This is a genomic window from Streptomyces sp. NPDC041068 (assembly GCF_040647455.1).
In the GTDB taxonomy this organism is placed as follows: domain Bacteria; phylum Actinomycetota; class Actinomycetes; order Streptomycetales; family Streptomycetaceae; genus Streptomyces.
On the sequence record NZ_JBEZCG010000007.1, the window covers coordinates 287815 to 306708 of the forward strand.

Sequence of the window (18894 nt, forward strand, 5' to 3'; positions counted from 1 at the left end):
GACACATGACAGATCAGCAGCCCGCCGAGACGGCGGCCGAGGCGGCCATCGGCGACGCCCTGCGCACCGCGCACGGCGAGCGGGGCGGCGCCGCGGGCGGTGATGAGCCGGGCCTGCCCGTGGAGGAGCCCAAGCTCTTCCGCGACCGCCGGCAGAAGAAGCTCGGCGGCGTGTGCGCCGGGCTCGGCCGGCACTGCGACATGGACCCGGTGATCTTCCGCATCGGCCTCGCGGTGCTCGCGATCACCAGCGGCCTCGGCCTGGTCTTCTACGGCTTCGCCTGGCTCTTCGTTCCGTACGAGGACGAGGAGGAGAACGAGGCACGCAGGCTCCTCTCCGGCCGCGTCGACGGCCAGGCCCTGACCGCGGTGCTCTTCGCGCTCGTCGGCTGCGGCGTCTTCCTCACCCTGCTGAACAACGGCGGCGCGCTCACCTTCGCCGCCGTCCTCGCCCTGCTGCTCGCGGGCGCGGGGTACTGGTCGCGGCAGCGCGGCGCCCTCGACCCCGACCCGGTGGCGGCGCAGGCCGCGGCGGACGCCCCGCCCGAGGCCAAGGCGCCGCCCGTCACGGGCAGCCCTTCGTGGTGGCGTGACCCGATAGTCAAGGACGGCACGCACGACGGGATCTCGGGCTACTTCTGGGGCCCCGAAAGCCTGCCCGTCGCCTATCAGCCGACGGGCAGGCACCACCACGGCGTGCCCCGAAGCGAGGCCACGACCGCCCCGGCGCCGGAGCCCCGCGGGCCGCGCTGGATCGGCGGCTGGGTGTTCCTGCTCGCCCTGCTCGCCGGCGGTCTCGGCACCGGCCTGACCTGGGACGAGCACCCGCTGGGCACGTCGTTGCAGACCGGCCTCGCCTGCGCGCTCGCGGTGTTCGGGCTCGGCATCGCCGTCAGCGCCTTCCTGGGGCGCACAGGCGCCGGATCGATCGTGCTGGCGGTGCTCACCGCAGGACTCCTCGCGGGCTCGGCGGCCCTGCCCAAGAACATCACCACGCACTATGCGCGCACGGACTGGATACCGACCTCGGCAGCGGACGTCCGCCCCCACTACGAGGTGGGGCTCGGCACCGGCACTCTCGACCTGAGCAAGATCGACATCGGCAAGGGCAGGACGCTGAAGACCAGTGCCGAGGTCGGCGCGGGCGACCTCAGGGTGATCGTGCCGAAGGACGCCACCGTGCGCCTGGACGCGGAAGTGGGCGTCGGCGACATCGTGCTGCCGGACGACAAGGACAAGGACCTGGACGTCGCTCCGGGCCGGGAGAAGAAGGTGACGCTGGAGCCCTCCGCGGGCAGCAAGGACGGCGGCACGATCGATCTGCGCCTCGAAGTCGGCGTCGGACAAGCGAAGGTGACCCGTGGTACGTCATGAATTCCACCCCGGCAAGCTGGTGGCAGGCCTCTTCCTGCTGACGGTCGCCGTCGTGTACGCGGGTGACGCGGGCGGTGCCTGGGAGGCACCGTGGTTCGTCGCCCTGCCGCTCGTGATGGTCGGTCTCTTCCTCGCGGGCGTGGCGGCGACGATCCATGGGATACGCCCGAGGGGCGCCGCCCGTCCGGGTGGCCGCTCGCGGGTCGCCGGGGAGCGGCGGGACTAGAACCCCGTGGCACCCCTGCGGCGGGCGGCGAGCAGGGCGTCGACGGAGAAGACGGACGCCCCGGCGAGCACCAGCGGCAGCCACGCCATCAGATAGGCCAGGTCGTTGCCGTAGTAGTAGGGCTCGGTGGACCAGCTGACGGTCAGCCAGAGGCTGAGCGAGATCAGCGCACCGCCGAACGCGGCGAGCCGGGCGAACAGGCCGAGCAGGGTGCCGATGCCGACGGCCAGTTCTCCGAAGGCGATGGCGTAGCCGAAGCCGACGGGGCTCTTGAGGGACAGGTCGACGAGGGCGGGGATCGCGGAGATGTCGCGGACGCCCTCCATCATGGCGCCGATCGAGCCCGTGCCGTCGGCCTGCATGAAGGTGCTGTCGGTGAGCTTGTCCAGACCGGCGTAGATGAAGGTGACGCCCAGGAAGATCCGCAGCGGGAGCAGGGCGTAGCGGGTGGCGGACTCTCGCCAGTCGTCGCGCCTGACGTAGCTGGTGTGGCTGTCCGTCCGCATGTGCGTCATGGCACTCCGCCGCCTCTCCCGTACGCCTGTCGTCCCGTCATCTGACGATACGTACGAAGCGGGGCCGCTGCTCAGTGGCGTGCGCCGGATTCCACGACATCAACCCGGAAGCCCCAGGGGGAGGCTCGATGGTTCGGTTCCTGATGGTTCGGTTCCTGACGTCTGCGGTTCAGTCCGTGACGTCGATCGGGACCCGGTTCGTCTCCACGCCCGCGGCCGTGATCACCTGCACCTCGACGCGGCCGGGCTCGACGTCGACCGGGACGGGCACGGTCAGCGTCGCGTCGGTCGGATTGGTGAAGCCGCCCGGCACGGGCACGAGCGGGACGTGGACGTGCACGGCGCCGATGCGGACGACCGTGCGGGCGAGCCGGTCCGCGTCCCCCGCGCCCGGTGGGACGAAGCCCGCGCCGCGGATCTCGATGTCGTCGCCCGTCCGAATGGGGGCGTCGAGGTCACCGGCCTCCCGCGCGCGGACCACGGAGAGGATCACAGGACGGCCGCCTTCGGAGTACTTCCCCGTGAGATACGTCGCGGCCGACACCAGCACGAGCACGGCGAGCCCCCACGGCAGATCGGGCAGCTGCTCGGGCCGCCGCGCGAGGCGTACGGCGGCGAAGACCACGGCGACGGCGCTGACCAGGACGTACTGCGCGTCGGTGAAGCTGCCGCGGCCCGCGTCGTCGGTGAGCGGGTCGGCGGCGCGCGGCCGGTCCGCGCGCACCTTCTGCAGCCGCTGGCCGAGCACCCGCAGGCCGACGACCCTGCGTACGAGGACGGCGACCCCGCACACCACGGCGAGGACGGTCACCGTCCCGGCGGCGCGGGCGAGTTCGAGCCCGGCGATCAGCTCGTCGCGCTTGCCGTGCCCCGAGGCCGCGGCCAGCTCGCCCGCGAGGACGAGCACCGCGAAGACGACGAACAGCACCCAGCAGGCGGCCACGGCGCGTGAGGTGGAGAGCCGGTTGTCCTCGCCGATCACCGGCGCGAGGACCCCGCCGCGTGCCCTGTGTGCGTACGCCGCGCCGGTCAGCACCCCACCCACCGCCAGAGCCGCGAGGAGTCCCGCGGTGCGCGCTGCCGTCCAGCCGGTGCCGATCGCGGTGAGCGCCTGGACCAGGAGCAGCACCACGAAGGCTCCCCAGACGACGGCGAGCGTGCGCGTCCGCAGGCGGTGCAGCCAGGCCTCGCCCTCGGCCCTGCCGCGCTCGGCGACAGCCCGCGCGGACTGCGTCAGTTCGTCCGACACCCACTGCCGCGAGGCGCCCGCCGAGTGCGCGACGGCCGCGGGCAGCCCTTGTCCCGCGGCGAGCTCGTCGCGCTTGGCGAGGAACGCGGCCACGGCCTGCCGATGCCCCTCGCGTGCCCCGTGCGGGCAGCCGCCGCACGTGCAGCCGCCGCCGTGCGCGCCCTGCCTCGCCTCCTGCACCGCCACCGCGTACGCCGCCTTCCCCACCCTCGAAGCCCCTGGGGCTCCCCGCGAACTTCCTTGCAGAGAAAGGGAATTGTGCCGTACTGAAGGGCGAACGAATCCCCGGGGTCAGGTCAGCGGGGGTGAAAGGCCCGGAACGCTGTTGACGTGGGGGTCAGGCCAGCAGATCCGGTTCGCTGCGGCTGATGTCCTGCCACAGGGACTGGTAGTTGATCCACGCCACCAGATCGCTGCCGAGCTGCTCGCGGGTCTGCACCGCCTGCTTGTGCCCGATCAGCACGGGCCGGCCCGCGGCCCGCGCGCTCAGCTGGACCTGGCAGGAGCGCTCCATGGCGATGAACCACCAGGCGGCGGCGTCGACCGAGTCGCCGACGGTGAGCAGCCCGTGGTTGCGAAGGATCACCGCCTTGTGGTCGCCGAGCCCGGCCGCGATCCTGCGGCCCTCCTCCGCGTCCACGACGACGCCCGTGTAGCCGTCGTACAGCGCATGGCTCTCGTAGAAGGCGCAGGCCTCCTGGGTGATCGGGTCAAGGAGTTCGCCGAGCGTGGAGAGCGCGCGGCCGTGCAGCGAGTGACAGTGCGCGACGGCGACCACGTCGGGCCGCGCCAGATGCGCCTGGGCGTGCACGGTGAACGCGGCCTGGTTGACGTGATGCCGCCCCTCGACCACCTGCCCCTCGGCGTTGGCGAGGACCAGATCGCCGACGGTGATGTGCTTGAAGGGCATCCCGAAGGGGTTCACCCAGAAGCAGTCGGTGTACTCCGGGTCGCGCGCGGTGATGTGCCCCGAGACCCCGTCCTCGTACCCGAGCCTCCCGAAGATCCGCAGCGCACCGGCGAGCCGCTCCTTGCGGTGCCGCCGCTCGTCCGCCACGGAGTCGTGCACGGGCGGCATCGCGAACTGCAACCGCTCGACGGGTATCGGTGTGGGCGCCTGCATGTGTCCTCCATCCCTGGCTGTACGGGGCGGAAGTTACCGGCGGGAAGCACAGGAGGACAGAGGCGCGGCACGATCAACGACGCGATCCATGCCGCGCGCAATGGCGACAGGAGGTGTCGGCTTTCGGCGGCAGACTCGACGTATGACGTCCAACTGGGAAGCCTTCGCCACCGCAGAGCCGGATCTTGCCGCGACCGTCGAGAAGCGCTTCGGCGCGTTCACGCACCACGTCCTCGCGACCCTCCGCAAGGACGGGTCACCGCGCACCACCGGCCTTGAAGTCCGTTTCCTGAACGGGGATTTGTGGCTCGGCATGATGCCGAACTCCCTCAAGGCACTCGACCTGCGCCGCGATCCGCGCTTCGCACTGCAGGCGAACCCGGGCCCGGGCACGGAGATGGCGGGCGGCGACGTCCGCATCGCGGGACGCGCGATCGAGGTGCGGGACGCGGAGACCGTCGCGCGCTACACGGACGCGGTGAACCCGCCGGACCCGGACACCTTCCACCTCTTCCGCACCGAGCTGACGGAGGTCGTGCGCACCTTCATCCAGGACGAGAAGTACCTGGCGGTGCAGGTGTGGAAGCCGGGCGCCGGGGTGCGCACCACGCGGCGGACGTGAGAACGCCGGTGCCGCCCCTCCGTGACGGAGGGGCGGCACCGGCGCTCAGCAAGCCTCGGGAAGGACCCTGGGGGTCACTCCCACTCGATGGTCCCCGGCGGCTTCGACGTCACGTCGAGCACGACGCGGTTCACGTCGGCGACCTCGTTCGTGATGCGCGTCGAGATCTTCGCGAGCACCTCGTACGGCATGCGGGTCCAGTCGGCCGTCATGGCGTCCTCGGACGAGACGGGGCGCAGCACGATCGGGTGGCCGTAGGTGCGGCCGTCGCCCTGGACGCCGACGCTGCGGACGTCCGCGAGCAGCACGACGGGGCACTGCCAGATCTCGCGGTCGAGACCGGCCGCCGTCAGCTCCTCGCGGGCGATGGCGTCGGCCTCGCGCAGCAGGTCGAGGCGGTCCTTGGTGACCTCGCCGACGATGCGGATGCCGAGGCCGGGGCCCGGGAACGGCTGGCGCTGGACGATCTCGTCCGGCAGGCCGAGCTCGGCGCCGACCATCCGGACCTCGTCCTTGAACAGCTTGCGCAGCGGCTCGACGAGCTCGAACTCGATGTCGTCGGGCAGGCCGCCGACATTGTGGTGCGACTTGATGTTCGCCGTGCCGGTGCCGCCGCCGGACTCGACGACGTCCGGGTAGAGCGTACCCTGCACGAGGAAGGCGACCTCGGGGCCCTCCTCCTGGAGGATCTCCAGCTGCGCCTGCTCGAAGACGCGGATGAACTCACGGCCGATGATCTTGCGCTTGGTCTCCGGGTCGGAGACTCCGGCCAGCGCGTTCAGGAAGCGCTCGCTCGCGTCGACGACCTTCAGGTTCGCGCCGGTCGCGGCGACGAAGTCCTTCTCGACCTGCTCGGTCTCGCCCTTGCGCATCAGACCGTGGTCGACGTACACGCAGGTGAGCTGCGAGCCGATGGCCTTCTGCACGAGGGCCGCGGCGACGGCGGAGTCCACGCCGCCGGACAGGCCGCAGATCGCGCGCTTGGTGCCGACCTGCTCGCGGATGGCGGCGACCTGCTCGTCGATGACGTTGCCGGTCGTCCAGGTCGGCTTGAGGCCGGCGCCGCGGTAGAGGAAGTGCTCCAGGACCTGCTGGCCGTGCGTGGAGTGCATCACCTCGGGGTGGTACTGCACGGCGTACAGCTTCTTCTCGTCGTTCTCGAAGGCGGCGACCGGCACGACGTCCGTGGACGCGGTGACCGCGAAGCCCTCGGGCGCCGCGCTGCACGCGTCGCCGTGCGACATCCAGACCGACTGCTCGGCCGGGGTGCCCTCGAAGAGGGTGGAGCCGGGCTTGGAGACGGTCAGCGGGGTGCGGCCGTACTCACGCGCGCCGTTGTCGTCGACCGTGCCGCCGAGGGTGACGGCCATCAGCTGGAAGCCGTAGCACATGCCGAAGACGGGGACGCCGGCCTCGAAGAGCTGGCGGTCGACCGTGGGCGCGTTCTCCGCGTACACCGACGAGGGGCCACCGGACAGGATGATCGCCGCGGGGTTCTTGGCGAGCATCTCGGAGACCGGCATCGTGCTCGGCACGATCTCGCTGTAGACCCGGGCCTCACGGACACGACGGGCGATGAGCTGGGCGTACTGCGCTCCGAAGTCGACGACCAGAACGGTGTCGGGAGCGGCGGCAGCGGGGGGCGCTGATGGCACGGCGGCGGCCTTCCGGCGTTGAGCGTGAGCGGTGCGTGGAGCAGAGGCTCGTGCGTGAGCAGGGGGTCTGTTTTGTCGATTCTAACGGGCGTGGCGGGACCTCCCTCGTCGTATCCGACGGACCCCGGGCCCAGGAGCCCGGCACCCCGGGCCCAGGAGCTCGGCACCCCGGGCCCAGGAGCTCGGCAGGGATCGACGCATGGACGGGCCGTCTCAGCATCCGGGCCGTCTCAGTATCCGAGCCGTACGGGAACCGGATTGACCGGGCACGCGCGCGTGGGGGCATACTGATCCCGTGACCAAGCACCTCAACTTCCTCTTTACCTATGGCAACCGGCCTGCCGGCTGCCATGGTCGAGCTGCTTGATCCACTGACAAGCGACTTACCGGGCGCCCCGGGCCGACAAGGCCCGGGGCGCTCTGTCGTTCGCGGACCTTGCCGCTCCGGGCCCCCTTTCCGACAAGGAGCCCCACATGACCGTCACCGCCACCACCGACAAGACCGGCGCCCGCACCCCCGAGGCCGTCGGCGTGATCGAGAACGCGCGCGAGCGCATCGACGCCCTCGACGACCGCATCATCGGTCTCATCCAAGAACGGATGGCCGTCTCGGCCGTGATCCAGGAGGCACGCATCACCTCAGGCGGCCGCCGGGTGAACCTCTCCCGCGAGATGGAGATCCTCGGCCACTACAGGGACGCGCTCGGCAAGCCCGGCACGACGCTCGCGATGACGCTCCTGGAGCTGTGCCGGGGCCGCGTCTGACGCCTGCCGCCGAGGGCCGGGCGCCTGCGGACCTGAGTTCGGTTCGGTTCTCACCCGTACGGCGCGTGACCGGTTCCGGGCGGGCTTCGTTGGTCCCGATGTCCGTGTCAGCCAGGGGCGGGCCCGCAAGAACCACGCGTGGCTCCGCTGGAGCGATGAGGTGTACGGATGCATGCCGTACGCCGTGGGACCTCGCTCCAGTGACGTGACCGGACGGCAGGGGACAGCAGCCCGGTCACCCAAGAGAACGGTCGGCTCCGGGGACGCCCGGGGCCGGCCGGCCTCCGTCCCGAACCCCCGGCCCTTTCCCCTATAGATGTGGTCGAAACGGTTGCGCGGCGAACAGCGCATCCAGCACGATGCCTAGAAGGGCGGGCCTCAAGTCCCCCCGTCCACAGCTTCATTGCCATTGGTCGATACCACGCGAGCGCCCCCAGTGCGCCGGGTCGGCCACCGGCACCTCGAACCAGCGGCGCACTCCCCCCGGCGCCGCCCCGAGGCACCGACGCTGCCCTGACGTCGGTGCTGACAGCCAAGGGCCCCGCGGATCCGTCCCGCGGGGCCCTTCGCTCTGTCTCGACTCGGCCGCAGAGACGGCCAGTTGTCCGCTACAGGGACTGCAGCTTCTTCACCTGCGCGTCGACGATCTTGCCGGGCACACCGAACTTCTTCGGCTGGAGCAGGTTGATCGAGTAGAAGGCGGCGAGCGTCGAACCGCTACGCACGACGGTGAAGCTCATCGGCGTCTTCTGGCCCTCGATGAGACCCACGACCTTGTACGAGACGCCCTCGTCGCCCGACTTCGGGGCGGGCAGGGCGGCGACGTCGCGGTACTTGGAGTCCGCGTGCTCGTACGCGTCGCACTTCTCCGTGGCCGTGCGCAGGTCGCCCATGACCTTCTTGGCGTCGGCCTCTTCCTGCGCGATCAGCGCGAGCGAGACGACGGTGGCGTCCAGCTCGTCGGTGCCGGTCATGATCCGGCCGGCGCGGGCCTTCGCCGTCGGCTGGGTGGCGAACATGAACATGTCGGCGAGCGGCTGGCACGCCGCCGGGTCCGCGGGCACGGTCTGCGCCGGCATGTCCGCCGCGGACATCTTCTCGACCTTGTAGCCCTTGAGGTCGCCCTTGGCGAGCACCGCCTTCTCCAGGTCGGCGCCGGTGAGCACGGGCGACTTCTTATCGGCCGGCTGCGACGACTTCTTGCCGTCGTCACCCCTGTCGCCCCTGTCACCCCTGTCGCCGCCACACGCTGCGGTCAGGCCCAGCGCGACCGTGACGGACGCGGCCACGACGGCCCGAGACACAGTTGACTTCACGTTTCCCACCTTCATCTCACGGCGCGGGCGAACGGCCCGCGCCGAGGCGACATGAAAGCGGCAGACTCACGCTCCTCACCAGCCTTTTCCGTAACGATCAGAAACCGCCGAAAAGGTTGTACGGAACGCGTGTGAGGTGAGTCAGAGCTTGGCGAGCTGTGCGTCGACGAGCGCGGGCGCCACCTTCGGGTCCTCGTCCGCCGTGGGCGTCCCGGTGCCGTCCATGCCGTCCTTCGCGGCCTCCTTGTCGCGCTGGACGCCCTCGGGGTCGTACAGGTTCGAGGCGTCGAAGGCCACGAGCGTGCTGCCGCTGCGGACCACCGTGGCGCTCTCGCGCGTCACGTACTCGCCCTTGCGCTGGGCGACTTTGTACGAGATCGCCTCGTCGCCCTTGTCCGGCGCGGGCAGCGCCTCGACCCCGAAGTAGCGCTGGTCGCCGACGCGGAAGTCGGCGCACTTCTTCGACTTCGTCGCGGCGCTCAGGTCGGCCATGGCCTTCTTCGCGTCGGCCTCGGCGAAGGCGGACAGCTCGACGCGGGTCGTCGTGACGTCCTCGTCCGACGTGGGGGTCACGACGCGGCCCGCGCGAGCCTTCGGCTTCGACGGGGCGCCGACGTCGAGCACTGCGGCGAGCGGCGCGCACTCGGCGGGGGACGGCTTCCCGGTCGGCCGGTCGGCGCCCTCGGCCTCGGCCGCCTCGGGCTTCTCGATCTTGTAGCCCTTCACGTCGCCGGTGGCGAGGGCCGCCTTCTCCAGCTTCGCGGCCGCGCCACCGCTCGCGCCCGGCTTCGCCGACTTCTTGCCGTCGTCGTCACCGCCGGCGCTGCACGCGGCACTCGCCCCGAGCGCGGCCACGACGGAGACGGCCACCACGGCCCGCGACACAGCTGACTTCACGTTCTCTTCCCCCGCTTCACTGACGTCTCGCACGATGCGGAGTCACCCGCACCCCTTCTACGACGGAAGGTGATCACTTTCGGTTCCGTCGCCCCGAAACGATGCGCCCCGGAGACGGACTCACCAGCCCCAGATCCAGAAGCGGAACGGGCTGAGCAGCGCAATCGCGAGGGCCATGCCACCGATCACGATCACCACGCTCCACACCCGGCGGCGGCGCTCGGACCGCTCGCTGCGGCGCGGTCCCGTCGGCGCGGAGCGCCAGTCGTCCGGCTGCCAGCGCACCGGATCGCCTTCGCGCCTGCGGCGCCTGCGGCGGAGCCGCCCCTCCTGCGCGGCCTGTTGGCGCGCGGCCTCCTCGTCGAGGCGCCGCAGCCTTTCGGCCACCATCCGGGCCCGTGCCGATGGCTCCTTCGGCGCGGACGCACGGATGTCCCTCTCGCTGTCCTTCTCGAACCTCTCCCACACCTCATCGGGTATGGCCACGCTGTCCCCTCCCCTTGAGATCCCCTGGAGATCCCCTTGAGACCGCCGGTCCTCACGCCCCTTTTGGGCGGGGGAAGTTCTACGTCACCCCCTCACGGCAGCACAAGCGATGTGAGTCATGCCACATAAGAATTCTGTGAGATCAGGGACAACCATTCACAGGGATCGCAGGTCAAGCATGCGTAACAACGGCCACACCCGCGTCCCCACCGCGGAGGCCTCCACCTCCGCGCTGCCGACCAGGCAGTGCGCCGGACTTCCTGAGGTCTTCATGAAGCTTCGCCGCGCCATGGCTTCGGCGGCCGCTACGGCTGTCATAGCCCCGCTCGCGCTCCTGTCGGCCCCGGCCGCGTTCGCGACCGAGGACACCACTCCGACGCCGGCCGTCACGGACACCGAGACGCCCAAGCCGACCGACACCGAGACGCCGACCGAGAAGCCCACCGAGAAGCCGACGGACAAGCCGACCGAGAAGCCCACCGAAAAGCCCACGGAGAAGCCGACCGACAAGCCGACCGAGAAGCCCACCGAAAAGCCCACGGACAAGCCGACCGAGAAGCCGACCGAAGAGCCCACCGAGGAGCCCACCGAGCCGGCCGACTGCCCGGTCGACGACGACGGTGTGGACGTCGACTCCGAGCTGGAGGTCGAGCTCGTCGGCCTGCCCGGCAAGATCGTCGCCGGCAGCGGCTGGCACCAGTTCAAGCTGACCGCCGCCAATCCCACCGACGAGGCGCTCGGCGAGGTCCGCTGGATCGCGGCCGTGGACAACGACTCGGACAGCGACGACGAGAAGGACTGGCTGAGCAACTACGCCGACCTCCAGTTCTTCGACCCCGCGACCAAGTCCTGGGAGTCGATCGACGGCGACCTGAACGGCGGCCTCGCCTTCGGCGAGACCGAGCTCGGCCCGAACGAGAAGGTCGACATCGAGCTGCGCCTCAAGGTCAGCGCCAAGGCCCCCGCGGGTCCGGGCTACGCGATCGGCCTGGGCGGCTACGTCGACTCCGAGGCCGACTGCGTCCACAACTCGTTCGCGTACTACCCGCTGACGATCCTCAAGCCCGGCAGCAAGAACGAAGACCCGGGCACGGCCACGCCGGACCCGGACAAGAAGCTGCCGTCCGGCGTCAAGCAGCCGCAGGGCGGCGCCAAGGAGCTCCAGCCGACCGGCAACCTCGCCGCGACCGGCTCCAGCTCGATGCTGCCGACCATCGGTCTCGTCGGCGGCGCCGCCGTCGTCGTCGGTGCGGGCGCGGTCTTCGTCGTCCGTCGCCGCAAGGCCGACGCCGCCGCCTGACCGACGGCACCGCCGCACGGCAGCGGCAACTCGCCGCACGACTGCGGCACTTGATCACGCGGAAGGACCTGCGCTCGGAGGGGGGCGCAGGTCCTTACGTGTGTCCGGAGGGGCTCCGCTTCTTGAGGGCCCCACTTTCTTGAGGGCCCCACTTCCTGGGCGGCGCCGGAGGGCCCTACTTCTTGGGCGGCACCGTCGGCATCCCCAGGAACGGCAGCTTCAGCGCGCCGAAGGCGTCCGCCGGGACCGCGGGGGTCTTCGGCTCGACCGCCGTGAGGCGCACGTACGCGGAGCCCTGCGCCGGACGCGGGTCCTCGCCGCCCTTGTTGGGCCAGAACGACATCGCGCGCTCGGCCTGCGCGGTGATCGTCAGGGACGGGTTCACACCGAGGTTCGCCGAGACCGCGGCGCCGTCGACCACCGAGATGCCCGGGTGGCCGTACAGCCGGTGGTAGGGGTCGATGACGCCGGTGTCCGCAGAGTCGCCGATCGGGCAGCCGCCGAGGAAGTGCGCGGTCAGCGGAGTGCCCATCAGCTCGCCGATGTTGGAGCCCGCGAAGCCGTTGATCTCCTGGGAGAGGATCGTCGCCGCGCGCGTGGCCTCGGGAATCTGGTTCGGGTTGGGCGCGCCGTGGCCCTGCCGCGCGGTGAGCAGGCCCTTTCCGAGGCCCTTCTCCTTGCGGTACGTGGTCAGGGAGTTGTCGAGCGACTGCATGACCAGGCCGATGATGGTCCGCTCCGACCAGCGCCGGTTGGAGAGCGAGCGGACCGCGAGCAGCGGGTGGCGCGTCATGTTGCCCAGCCAGCCCGCCACCCGGTCCTTGCCGCCCTTCACGCTGTACGGGACCTGGAGCAGCGTCATGCCGCCCATCGCGTTGGACTTCTTGCCGTAGCGGACGGGCTCGATGTGCGTGTTCTCGTTCGGGTGGATCGACGAGGTGATCGCGACGCCCTTGGTGAAGTCGACCTTCGGCGCGCCGTGCCGCTTGCGGTAGCGGCGGTCGGTGGTCTGGGCGCCCACCAGGGCCTCGGAGTTGGTGCGGGTCAGGGTGCCGAGCCGCTTCGAGATGTGCGGCAGCAGGCCGGTGTCCCGCATGCGGTGCAGCAGCGTCTGCGTGCCGTACGTACCGGCGGCGACGACGACCTTGCGGGCCTTGAACGTGCGGCCCTTGCCCTTGCGCTTGTCGTCGGTGGGCAGGGTGGCCACGGCGTACCCGCCCTGCGAGTCCTCGGTGACGGCGACGACCGACGTCATCGGGTGGATGACGGCGCCCGCCTTCTCCGCGAGGTAGAGGTAGTTCTCGTTGAGGGTGTTCTTCGCTCCGTGCCGGCAGCCGGTCATGCACTCGCCGCACTCGGTGCACGCGCGCCGCGAGGGGCCCGCGCCGCCGAAGTAGGGGTCGGGGACCTCGACGCCCGGCCCGGCCTTCGACGTGCCGTCCGCGTCGTCCTCGTCGCCGAAGAAGACGCCGACGGGCGCCATGTGGAAGCTGTCGCCGACCCCCATCTCCTGTGCGGCTGCCTTCAGATGGACGTCGGAGGGCGTGGTCGTCGGGTTGAGCCGCACGCCGAGCATGCGCTTGGCCTGCTCGTAGTAGGGGTGCAGCTCGTCCCGCCAGTCCGTGATGTCCTTCCACTGCGGGTCGTTGAAGAACGGGGCGGGCGGTACGTAGAGGGTGTTGGCGTAGTTCAGCGAACCGCCGCCGACTCCCGCGCCGGCCAGGACCATCACGTTGCCGAGCAGATGGATGCGCTGGATGCCGTAGAGGCCGAGGGCCGGGGCCCAGAGGTAGTTCTTGAGGTCCCAGGAGTTCTTGGGCAGCGTCGCGCGCGTGAAGCGTCGGCCCGCCTCCAGCACGCCGACGCGGTAGCCCTTCTCCGTCAGGCGCAGCGCGGAGACGGCGCCGCCGAAGCCGCTGCCTACGACGATGACGTCGTAGTCGTACGAAGCGTCGTCGCCCACCTGGATCCGGGCAGAGCTCTCCTGTGACATTGACTCTCCTCGTTGAAAGACTCTGCGGGTGCGTCGTGGCTGATCGCGCAGTTCCCCGCGCCCCTTCGGGGCGCTCCTGGCGGGGCGCGGCTAGCGCAGGCGCAACGCCTTCATCACCTTCAGGCTCGTGCTCATGAACGCCGCGTACTTCTCGTCGTCCAGGCCGAACGACGGGGCGAGCGGCATGATCCGCTGGGTGGCGACGGTCTGTGCCTCGGTGTACTTGAGGATGCCCTCGGAGCCGTGGCGGCGGCCGAGTCCGGACTCCTTCATGCCGCCCATCGGGGACTGCACGCTGCCGTAGGCGGGCGCGTAGCCCTCGTTGACGTTGACGGTGCCGGTGCGCAGGCGGGCGGCGACCTTGCGGCCGCGGCCGCCGTCCTTCGTCCAGACCGAGGAATTCAGGCCGTACGGCGTGGCGTTGGCGAGCTCGATCGCCTCGTTCTCGTCCGTGAAGCGGTAGATGGAGACGACGGGGCCGAAGGTCTCTTCGCCGCAGACCGACATCGGTGCCTCGACGCCGTCCAGGATGGTCGGCTCGAAGAAGTAGGGGCCGATGTCCGGGCGTGCGACGCCGCCCGCGACGAGCGTGGCGCCCTTGGCGACGGCCTCGTCGACGTGCCGGGTCACGGTATCCAGCTGGCGCTCGCCCACGAGCGAGCCCATGTCGGCGCCGTACGCGAGGGACGTGCCGAGCCGCATGGCCTTCGTGCGCTCCGCGAAGCGTTCCACGAACCGGTCGGCGATCGACTCGTGGACGTACAACCGCTCGATGGAGATGCACAGTTGGCCCGCGGAGGAGAAGCAGGCACGCACGGCGCCCGCGGCGGCCTTCTCCACATCGGCGTCGTGCAGCACCAACATGGCGTTCTTGCCGCCGAGTTCGAGCGAGACGCCGACCAGGCGGGCCGCGGCGCCCTGCGCGACCTCGCGGCCGGTGCGGGTGGAGCCGGTGAAGGAGACGTAATCGGCGTGCTTGACGACCTCGGGGCCGACGACCGGGCCCTCGCCGAGCACGACCTGGAAGACCTCGGACGGCAGACCCGCCTCGATGATCAGGTCACGGGCCCACAGGGCGGTGAGGCAGGTCTCCGTGTCGGGCTTCATCACGAGGGCGTTGCCCGCGACGAGGGCGGGCAGCGCGTCCCCGATGGACAGCTCGAAGGGGTAGTTCCAGGGCGCTATCTGCCCGACGACGCCGCGCGGCTGGCGGTTCTCGGTGACCTTCGTGAGGGTCGGGACGACGCCGGTGTGCCGCTTGGGGCTCAGGTACGAGGAGGCCTTGCGGCCGTAGTGCCGGGCGGCGACCGCGACGGCCTGGATCTCCTCGTGCGCGTGGAGGCGGGCCTTGCCGGTCTCCAGCTGGATCAGGTCGAGGACTTCGGCCTGGCGCTGGAGCACCAGGTCGTGGAAGCGGAGCAGGACGGCGGCACGCTGCTTGACCGGGGTCCTGGCCCAGGCGATCTGGGCGGTGCGGGCCCGCTCGAAGGCGGTGGCGACGTCCTCGGGGGTGGACTCGGGCAGGTCGGCCAGCTTCTCGCCGGTGAGCGGCGTGTGGTTGGCCGTGCGTCCCGAGCCGACGACATCACGGGTGAGCTGGGCGATCAGCTCGGGCGTGACCACATCGGCGGCGGTGCGCGCGCCTTCGGGGGCCGGGGCGGTCGGGTTCGTTCCGAGGGGCGCTGCGGTGGCCTGCGAGTCCGTCATGCTCGTGAGAGTAGGCCCACGTCAGGGTTTTGGGTACCCATCGGTAATGGGCCTTCACCGGTCACTCACACGCCGCCAGTGATTACTGGCGACAAAGCAGCTGATCAGGGCGTTGTCCTGGTGCGCGGCATGCTGCCGGGACATTTTCAGGAGTTCGTCATGTCCTTGCCGATCTTGAGGCGCTCCCGTACGCCCTTGAAGAGCGCGGTGCCCTCCTTCTCCTCCGGCGTCCCCTTGGGCATGTCCACGCGGAGCTCGTAGAACTCCTGGTCGTCCGTGATGACCATCAGCTGCATACAGCGGGTCGCGGTGCCGTCGTCGTACGTCGTGTCGGCGATGACCGCGTCGTAGCCGTTGAAGGACGTCTGCGTGTAGTTCGTGCGCGCGCCGTTGTCGTTGTCGTGCCAGATATCGGCCTCCTGCTTCGCCCAGGTCATGGCGGGTGTCGACGCCATGTCCTCCTTGGTGAGCCGGACTTGGAGCAGGCTGCTCTCCGAGGGGCTGTAGACCACGAGCCTGGCCGCGATCCGCGCGTGGTCGGCGTCGCTGTCCTCGCGCGCGTAGACCTTGTACTCGCTCGGCACCGAGATCTCCGCGTCGAGCTTGCGCTCGGGCCGGGTCTTCCAGGCGGGAGGCTTCTCGGCGGGCTCCTCCATGGGCGGCGCGGCTTCGCCCACCTCGGCTTCCCCGTACGCCTCTTCCTCACCGCCCTTGTCACCCATCGAGACGCCGAGCCAGACCCCACCACCGACGAGGAGCGCGCCGACGAGGGCGGCGGCGATCAGGGCGGGGGCGCGCCGGGACGAGCCGCCGCGGGGCTCCGAGGTGACGGTGGGCCCGGTTTCCTGAACCGGCTGCGGCTCCGGCTCCCGTTCCTGAACCGGCTGCGGCTCCGGCTCCCGTCGCCCCTGCTGCGGCTGCCGCCCCTGCTCCCGCTCCCCCTCCCGGGAGATCCGCAACGTCCCCACATCGTCCGACAACTCCCGCAGCCCCGAAGGGTCCTGCGCGGGCTCGGACCCGAACGGCTCCGGCAGCGGACGCCCCTCCGCCACCGCCTCCAGGGCCGTCGCCACCTCGAACGCGTCGGGCCGCAGCTCGGGGGCCTTGGACAGCAACCGCTGGATGAGCGGCGCCAGTTCACCCGCGCGCACCGGCGGCGGCGCCTCCGCCGAGAGGACCGCCGCGAGCGTGGACTCAAGTGTCGTACGCCGGAAGGGGGACCAGCCCTCGACCGCCGCGTACAGCAGGACGCCGAGCGACCACAGGTCCGACTCGGGGCCCGCCCCGCGCCCCGACATCCGCTCGGGCGCGATGAATTCGAGCGACCCGACGAACTCGCCGCTCACCGTCAACGACTCCTCGCCCTGGATGTGCGCGATGCCGAAGTCGGTGAGGACTACGCGGCCGTGCGAGCCGATGAGGACGTTGGCGGGCTTCACGTCACGGTGCACGATGCCGCGCGTGTGCGCGGCGGCAAGCGCGCCGACGACCGCGAGGCCGATGCGGGCCGTCTCCGCGGGCTCCAGCGCGTCGCGCCGGAGCTTCTCGTGCAGCGACTCGCCCCGCACCAACTCCATGACGATCCACGGCAGTCCGTCCTCCAGGACCACGTCGTGGATGGTGACCGCCGCCGGATGGTCGACGCCGGCCGCGGCACGGGCCTCGCGGTGCAGCCGCGCGTACGCACGCCGGTGCGCGGCGTCGTGCGGATCCCCCGGCAGCCGCGGCTCCTTGACCGCGACGTCCCGCCCGACCAACTCGTCGACGGCACGCCATACGGTGCCCATCCCGCCCGATCCGATGCGCTCGGCGAGGCGGTAGCGCCCACCGATCAGCCGCCCACCGCCCGACCGTCCCCGATCCTGGCGTCCCCCGTCAGTGCTCATGCCACATGAGTACCTGGCGCCTCAGAGCCTGTCGAGTTCGAGGTCGGCGATCGCGGTCTCGGCGACCTCACGGCCGCGGTCGGTGAAGTCGCCCTTTCCGGGATAGTCGATCCACAGCCGGTACATGTCACCGGACTTGGTGCGGTAGTAGAGGATCTTCGCCTCGTGCGGCAGCTCGGTCTGCGAGTCGGTGTACGTGACCGTGTTCTCGGCGGCGCCCTGGTCCTTGTACTTCGTCTCCTTGGTCCTGGCGACGGGGGCCGGGTCGCTGTCCATGTTGCTGAACGAGGTCTCGCCGCTCTGCTCGAACTTCTCCGCGTCGGCGTACGCCTGGGCGGCCGCGGTCCCCGCGATGTCCTGCGAGGTGTCCTTCTTCTCCGCGAGGTCGAGCGTGATGAAGACGGCACCGCTGGGGTCGGTGTACCTGACCCACGACTTGTCCGTGGCGGTGGGCTCCGGCTTGCTCTCCACGTACCCCTCGGGGGCGGAGACGGTGGCGGCGACCGCCTTCGCCTCGTGCTTCTTCCACCCCTCCGCGTCCGAGCCCCCGAAGGGATTCATCGCCACGAGGACGCCCGCCGCCACCGCCGCGACGACCACGCCCGCGACGATCGCCAGGGCCTTGCGGCTCAGGAAGACTCCCTTGCCGTCGCGACCCGTACCGCCGGGGCCCGCGACCGTGACGACCTGCGTCGGCGCCGCCTGCGGAGGCTTGGCCGCCTCCTCCAGGAGCACGCGGACCTGCGCGGCGTTCGGGCGCTGGGCGGGGTCCTTGGCCAGCAGGCGGTTGATCGCGTCGGCGAGCGGGCCCGAGGCCGAAGCTGGCGCCGCGGGCGTCGCGTTCAGGACGGACTGGAGCGTCGCGGGGGTGTTGTTGCGGCGGAACGGCGAGACGCCCTCCGTGGCCGCGTACAGGACGACGCCCAGCGACCAGAGGTCGGACGCCGGTCCTGGCCGCTGGCCCAACACCCTTTCCGGGGCGATGAATTCGGGCGAGCCGACGAAGCCGCCGGTGTCCGTCAGGTTCGTCTCGCCCTCGATCTGGGCGATGCCGAAGTCGGTCAGGACGACGCGGTCGTGCCGGCCGAGCATGACGTTGTCCGGCTTCACGTCACGGTGCAGGATGCCCGCCTGGTGCGCGGCGTCCAGGGCGTTCAGTACGTCGAGGCCGATGCGGGCGGCGTCGCGCGCGCCCAGCGTGCCCTCCTGGAGCGCGGCGCCGAGCGAACGGCCCTGGACCAGCTCCATCACGATCCACGGCTGGCCCTCCTCGACCGCCACGTCGTGGACGTTGACCACGGCCGGGTGGTCGAGCCGGGCCGCGGCGCGCGCCTCGCGGCGCATCCGCTCGAAGGCGTTGGCGCGCTCCCGCTCGGGCAGGTGGTCGGGGACGCGCGGCTCCTTCACGGCGACCTCGCGGTCCACCGTCTCGTCCTTGGCGCGCCACACCGTGCCCATGCCGCCGTGGCCGAGCTTGGACAGCAGCCGGTAGCGGCCCGCGATCAGCCGGCCGGTACCGGGCTCCGCCTCGGTCTGCTGGTTCGGCACAGCCTGGTTCGGCTCGACCTGGTTCGGCACGGCCTGGTTCGGCACGACCTGGGTGGGCTGGGCGTACGGAGAGGGGGGCGGGGTGGGAGCGGCGGGCCGCGCGTACGGGTTGTCGGGGTGAGCTCCACCGTTCTGGCCGGATTGCCCCGGCATGCCGGGCTGTTGCGGCGGCTGAAGGCCGAAGCTGGTGGGTTCGTAAGGGCCGTAGGAGGCTCCCCCGTCGTTACTCATGC

Annotated in this window: 16 protein-coding genes; 5 read left to right on the forward strand and 11 right to left on the reverse strand. The window is 71.0% G+C overall.

Going from position 1 to position 18894, the window contains the following annotated elements; translation table 11 throughout:
• The first annotated feature begins 5 nt into the window (after nucleotides 1-5).
• Both AB0B50_RS18435 and AB0B50_RS18440 read left to right on the forward strand, forming a co-directional pair.
• On the forward strand, nucleotides 6-1373 hold the full coding sequence (locus AB0B50_RS18435; protein ID WP_362332421.1) for a PspC domain-containing protein: 1368 nt from the start codon (nucleotides 6-8) through the stop codon (nucleotides 1371-1373).
• Nucleotides 1360-1599 (forward strand): hypothetical protein, encoded by a 240-nt coding sequence (locus tag AB0B50_RS18440; protein ID WP_362332424.1) that lies wholly within the window; start codon nucleotides 1360-1362, stop codon nucleotides 1597-1599. The genes AB0B50_RS18435 and AB0B50_RS18440 overlap by 14 nt, the downstream gene beginning before the upstream one ends.
• Here the strand turns inward: AB0B50_RS18440 and AB0B50_RS18445 are convergent.
• From AB0B50_RS18445 to AB0B50_RS18455, 3 genes are all read right to left on the reverse strand, one after another.
• Nucleotides 1596-2114, reverse strand: coding sequence for a DoxX family protein (locus AB0B50_RS18445; RefSeq protein WP_362332427.1), 519 nt, complete (start codon nucleotides 2112-2114; stop codon nucleotides 1596-1598). The two genes, AB0B50_RS18440 and AB0B50_RS18445, sit on opposite strands and share 4 nt — an antisense overlap.
• 169 nt (nucleotides 2115-2283) lie before the next feature.
• Complete coding sequence (locus AB0B50_RS18450) at nucleotides 2284-3549, reverse strand: hypothetical protein (protein ID WP_362332816.1); 1266 nt, start codon at nucleotides 3547-3549, stop codon at nucleotides 2284-2286.
• Between the two features lie 151 nt (nucleotides 3550-3700).
• Nucleotides 3701-4486, reverse strand: coding sequence for a class II aldolase/adducin family protein (locus AB0B50_RS18455; RefSeq protein ID WP_362332430.1), 786 nt, complete (start codon nucleotides 4484-4486; stop codon nucleotides 3701-3703).
• A 142-nt stretch (nucleotides 4487-4628) separates the two neighbouring features.
• Here AB0B50_RS18455 and AB0B50_RS18460 point away from each other — a divergent pair, with 142 nt between their 5' ends.
• On the forward strand, nucleotides 4629-5108 hold the full coding sequence (locus AB0B50_RS18460) for a pyridoxamine 5'-phosphate oxidase family protein (protein WP_362332433.1): 480 nt from the start codon (nucleotides 4629-4631) through the stop codon (nucleotides 5106-5108).
• 74 nt (nucleotides 5109-5182) lie between these two features.
• On the opposite strand, the gene guaA is transcribed toward AB0B50_RS18460, so the two are convergent.
• Nucleotides 5183-6763 (reverse strand): glutamine-hydrolyzing GMP synthase, encoded by a 1581-nt coding sequence (guaA, locus tag AB0B50_RS18465; protein WP_362332436.1) that lies wholly within the window; start codon nucleotides 6761-6763, stop codon nucleotides 5183-5185.
• A 474-nt stretch (nucleotides 6764-7237) separates the two neighbouring features.
• Here guaA and AB0B50_RS18470 point away from each other — a divergent pair, with 474 nt between their 5' ends.
• Nucleotides 7238-7528, forward strand: coding sequence for a chorismate mutase (locus AB0B50_RS18470; protein ID WP_362332439.1), 291 nt, complete (start codon nucleotides 7238-7240; stop codon nucleotides 7526-7528).
• Nucleotides 7529-8136: 608 nt separating this feature from the next.
• On the opposite strand, the gene AB0B50_RS18475 is transcribed toward AB0B50_RS18470, so the two are convergent.
• The 3 genes from AB0B50_RS18475 to AB0B50_RS18485 all read right to left on the reverse strand — a co-directional run bounded on the left by AB0B50_RS18475 (nucleotide 8137) and on the right by AB0B50_RS18485 (nucleotide 10227).
• On the reverse strand, nucleotides 8137-8844 hold the full coding sequence (locus AB0B50_RS18475) for a hypothetical protein (protein WP_362332442.1): 708 nt from the start codon (nucleotides 8842-8844) through the stop codon (nucleotides 8137-8139).
• Between the two features lie 141 nt (nucleotides 8845-8985).
• Nucleotides 8986-9741 carry a hypothetical protein gene (locus AB0B50_RS18480; protein WP_362332444.1) on the reverse strand — a complete coding sequence of 252 codons (756 nt, stop codon included), beginning with the start codon at nucleotides 9739-9741 and terminating at the stop codon, nucleotides 8986-8988.
• Nucleotides 9742-9861: 120 nt separating this feature from the next.
• Nucleotides 9862-10227 carry a hypothetical protein gene (locus tag AB0B50_RS18485; RefSeq protein WP_362332447.1) on the reverse strand — a complete coding sequence of 122 codons (366 nt, stop codon included), beginning with the start codon at nucleotides 10225-10227 and terminating at the stop codon, nucleotides 9862-9864.
• Between the two features lie 178 nt (nucleotides 10228-10405).
• Here AB0B50_RS18485 and AB0B50_RS18490 point away from each other — a divergent pair, with 178 nt between their 5' ends.
• Nucleotides 10406-11527: a PT domain-containing protein gene (locus tag AB0B50_RS18490; RefSeq protein WP_362332448.1), complete on the forward strand. Its 1122-nt coding sequence runs from the start codon at nucleotides 10406-10408 to the stop codon at nucleotides 11525-11527.
• A gap of 175 nt (nucleotides 11528-11702) precedes the next feature.
• Here AB0B50_RS18490 and AB0B50_RS18495 read toward each other — a convergent pair whose 3' ends face one another.
• From AB0B50_RS18495 to AB0B50_RS18510, 4 genes are all read right to left on the reverse strand, one after another.
• On the reverse strand, nucleotides 11703-13520 hold the full coding sequence (locus AB0B50_RS18495) for a GMC family oxidoreductase (protein WP_362332450.1): 1818 nt from the start codon (nucleotides 13518-13520) through the stop codon (nucleotides 11703-11705).
• 90 nt (nucleotides 13521-13610) lie between these two features.
• A complete protein-coding gene (locus AB0B50_RS18500) occupies nucleotides 13611-15227 on the reverse strand; it encodes a succinic semialdehyde dehydrogenase (protein WP_362332452.1) in 1617 nt (538 codons plus the stop codon).
• 146 nt (nucleotides 15228-15373) lie between these two features.
• On the reverse strand, nucleotides 15374-17113 hold the full coding sequence (locus AB0B50_RS18505) for a protein kinase (protein ID WP_362332455.1): 1740 nt from the start codon (nucleotides 17111-17113) through the stop codon (nucleotides 15374-15376).
• Nucleotides 17114-17134: 21 nt separating this feature from the next.
• Complete coding sequence (locus AB0B50_RS18510) at nucleotides 17135-18892, reverse strand: serine/threonine-protein kinase (RefSeq protein WP_362332458.1); 1758 nt, start codon at nucleotides 18890-18892, stop codon at nucleotides 17135-17137.
• Nucleotides 18893-18894: the final 2 nt, after the last annotated feature.

Coding starts and splice junctions, on each gene's coding strand:
- AB0B50_RS18435 (WP_362332421.1), top strand. CDS start 6: ATGACAGATCAGCAGCCCGCCGAGACGGCGGCCGAGGCGGCCATCGGC.
- AB0B50_RS18445 (WP_362332427.1), bottom strand. CDS start 2,114: ATGACGCACATGCGGACGGACAGCCACACCAGCTACGTCAGGCGCGAC.
- AB0B50_RS18455 (WP_362332430.1), bottom strand. CDS start 4,486: ATGCAGGCGCCCACACCGATACCCGTCGAGCGGTTGCAGTTCGCGATG.
- AB0B50_RS18460 (WP_362332433.1), top strand. CDS start 4,629: ATGACGTCCAACTGGGAAGCCTTCGCCACCGCAGAGCCGGATCTTGCC.
- AB0B50_RS18470 (WP_362332439.1), top strand. CDS start 7,238: ATGACCGTCACCGCCACCACCGACAAGACCGGCGCCCGCACCCCCGAG.
- AB0B50_RS18490 (WP_362332448.1), top strand. CDS start 10,406: ATGCGTAACAACGGCCACACCCGCGTCCCCACCGCGGAGGCCTCCACC.
- AB0B50_RS18495 (WP_362332450.1), bottom strand. CDS start 13,520: ATGTCACAGGAGAGCTCTGCCCGGATCCAGGTGGGCGACGACGCTTCG.
- AB0B50_RS18500 (WP_362332452.1), bottom strand. CDS start 15,227: ATGACGGACTCGCAGGCCACCGCAGCGCCCCTCGGAACGAACCCGACC.
- AB0B50_RS18505 (WP_362332455.1), bottom strand. CDS start 17,113: ATGAGCACTGACGGGGGACGCCAGGATCGGGGACGGTCGGGCGGTGGG.
- AB0B50_RS18510 (WP_362332458.1), bottom strand. CDS start 18,892: ATGAGTAACGACGGGGGAGCCTCCTACGGCCCTTACGAACCCACCAGC.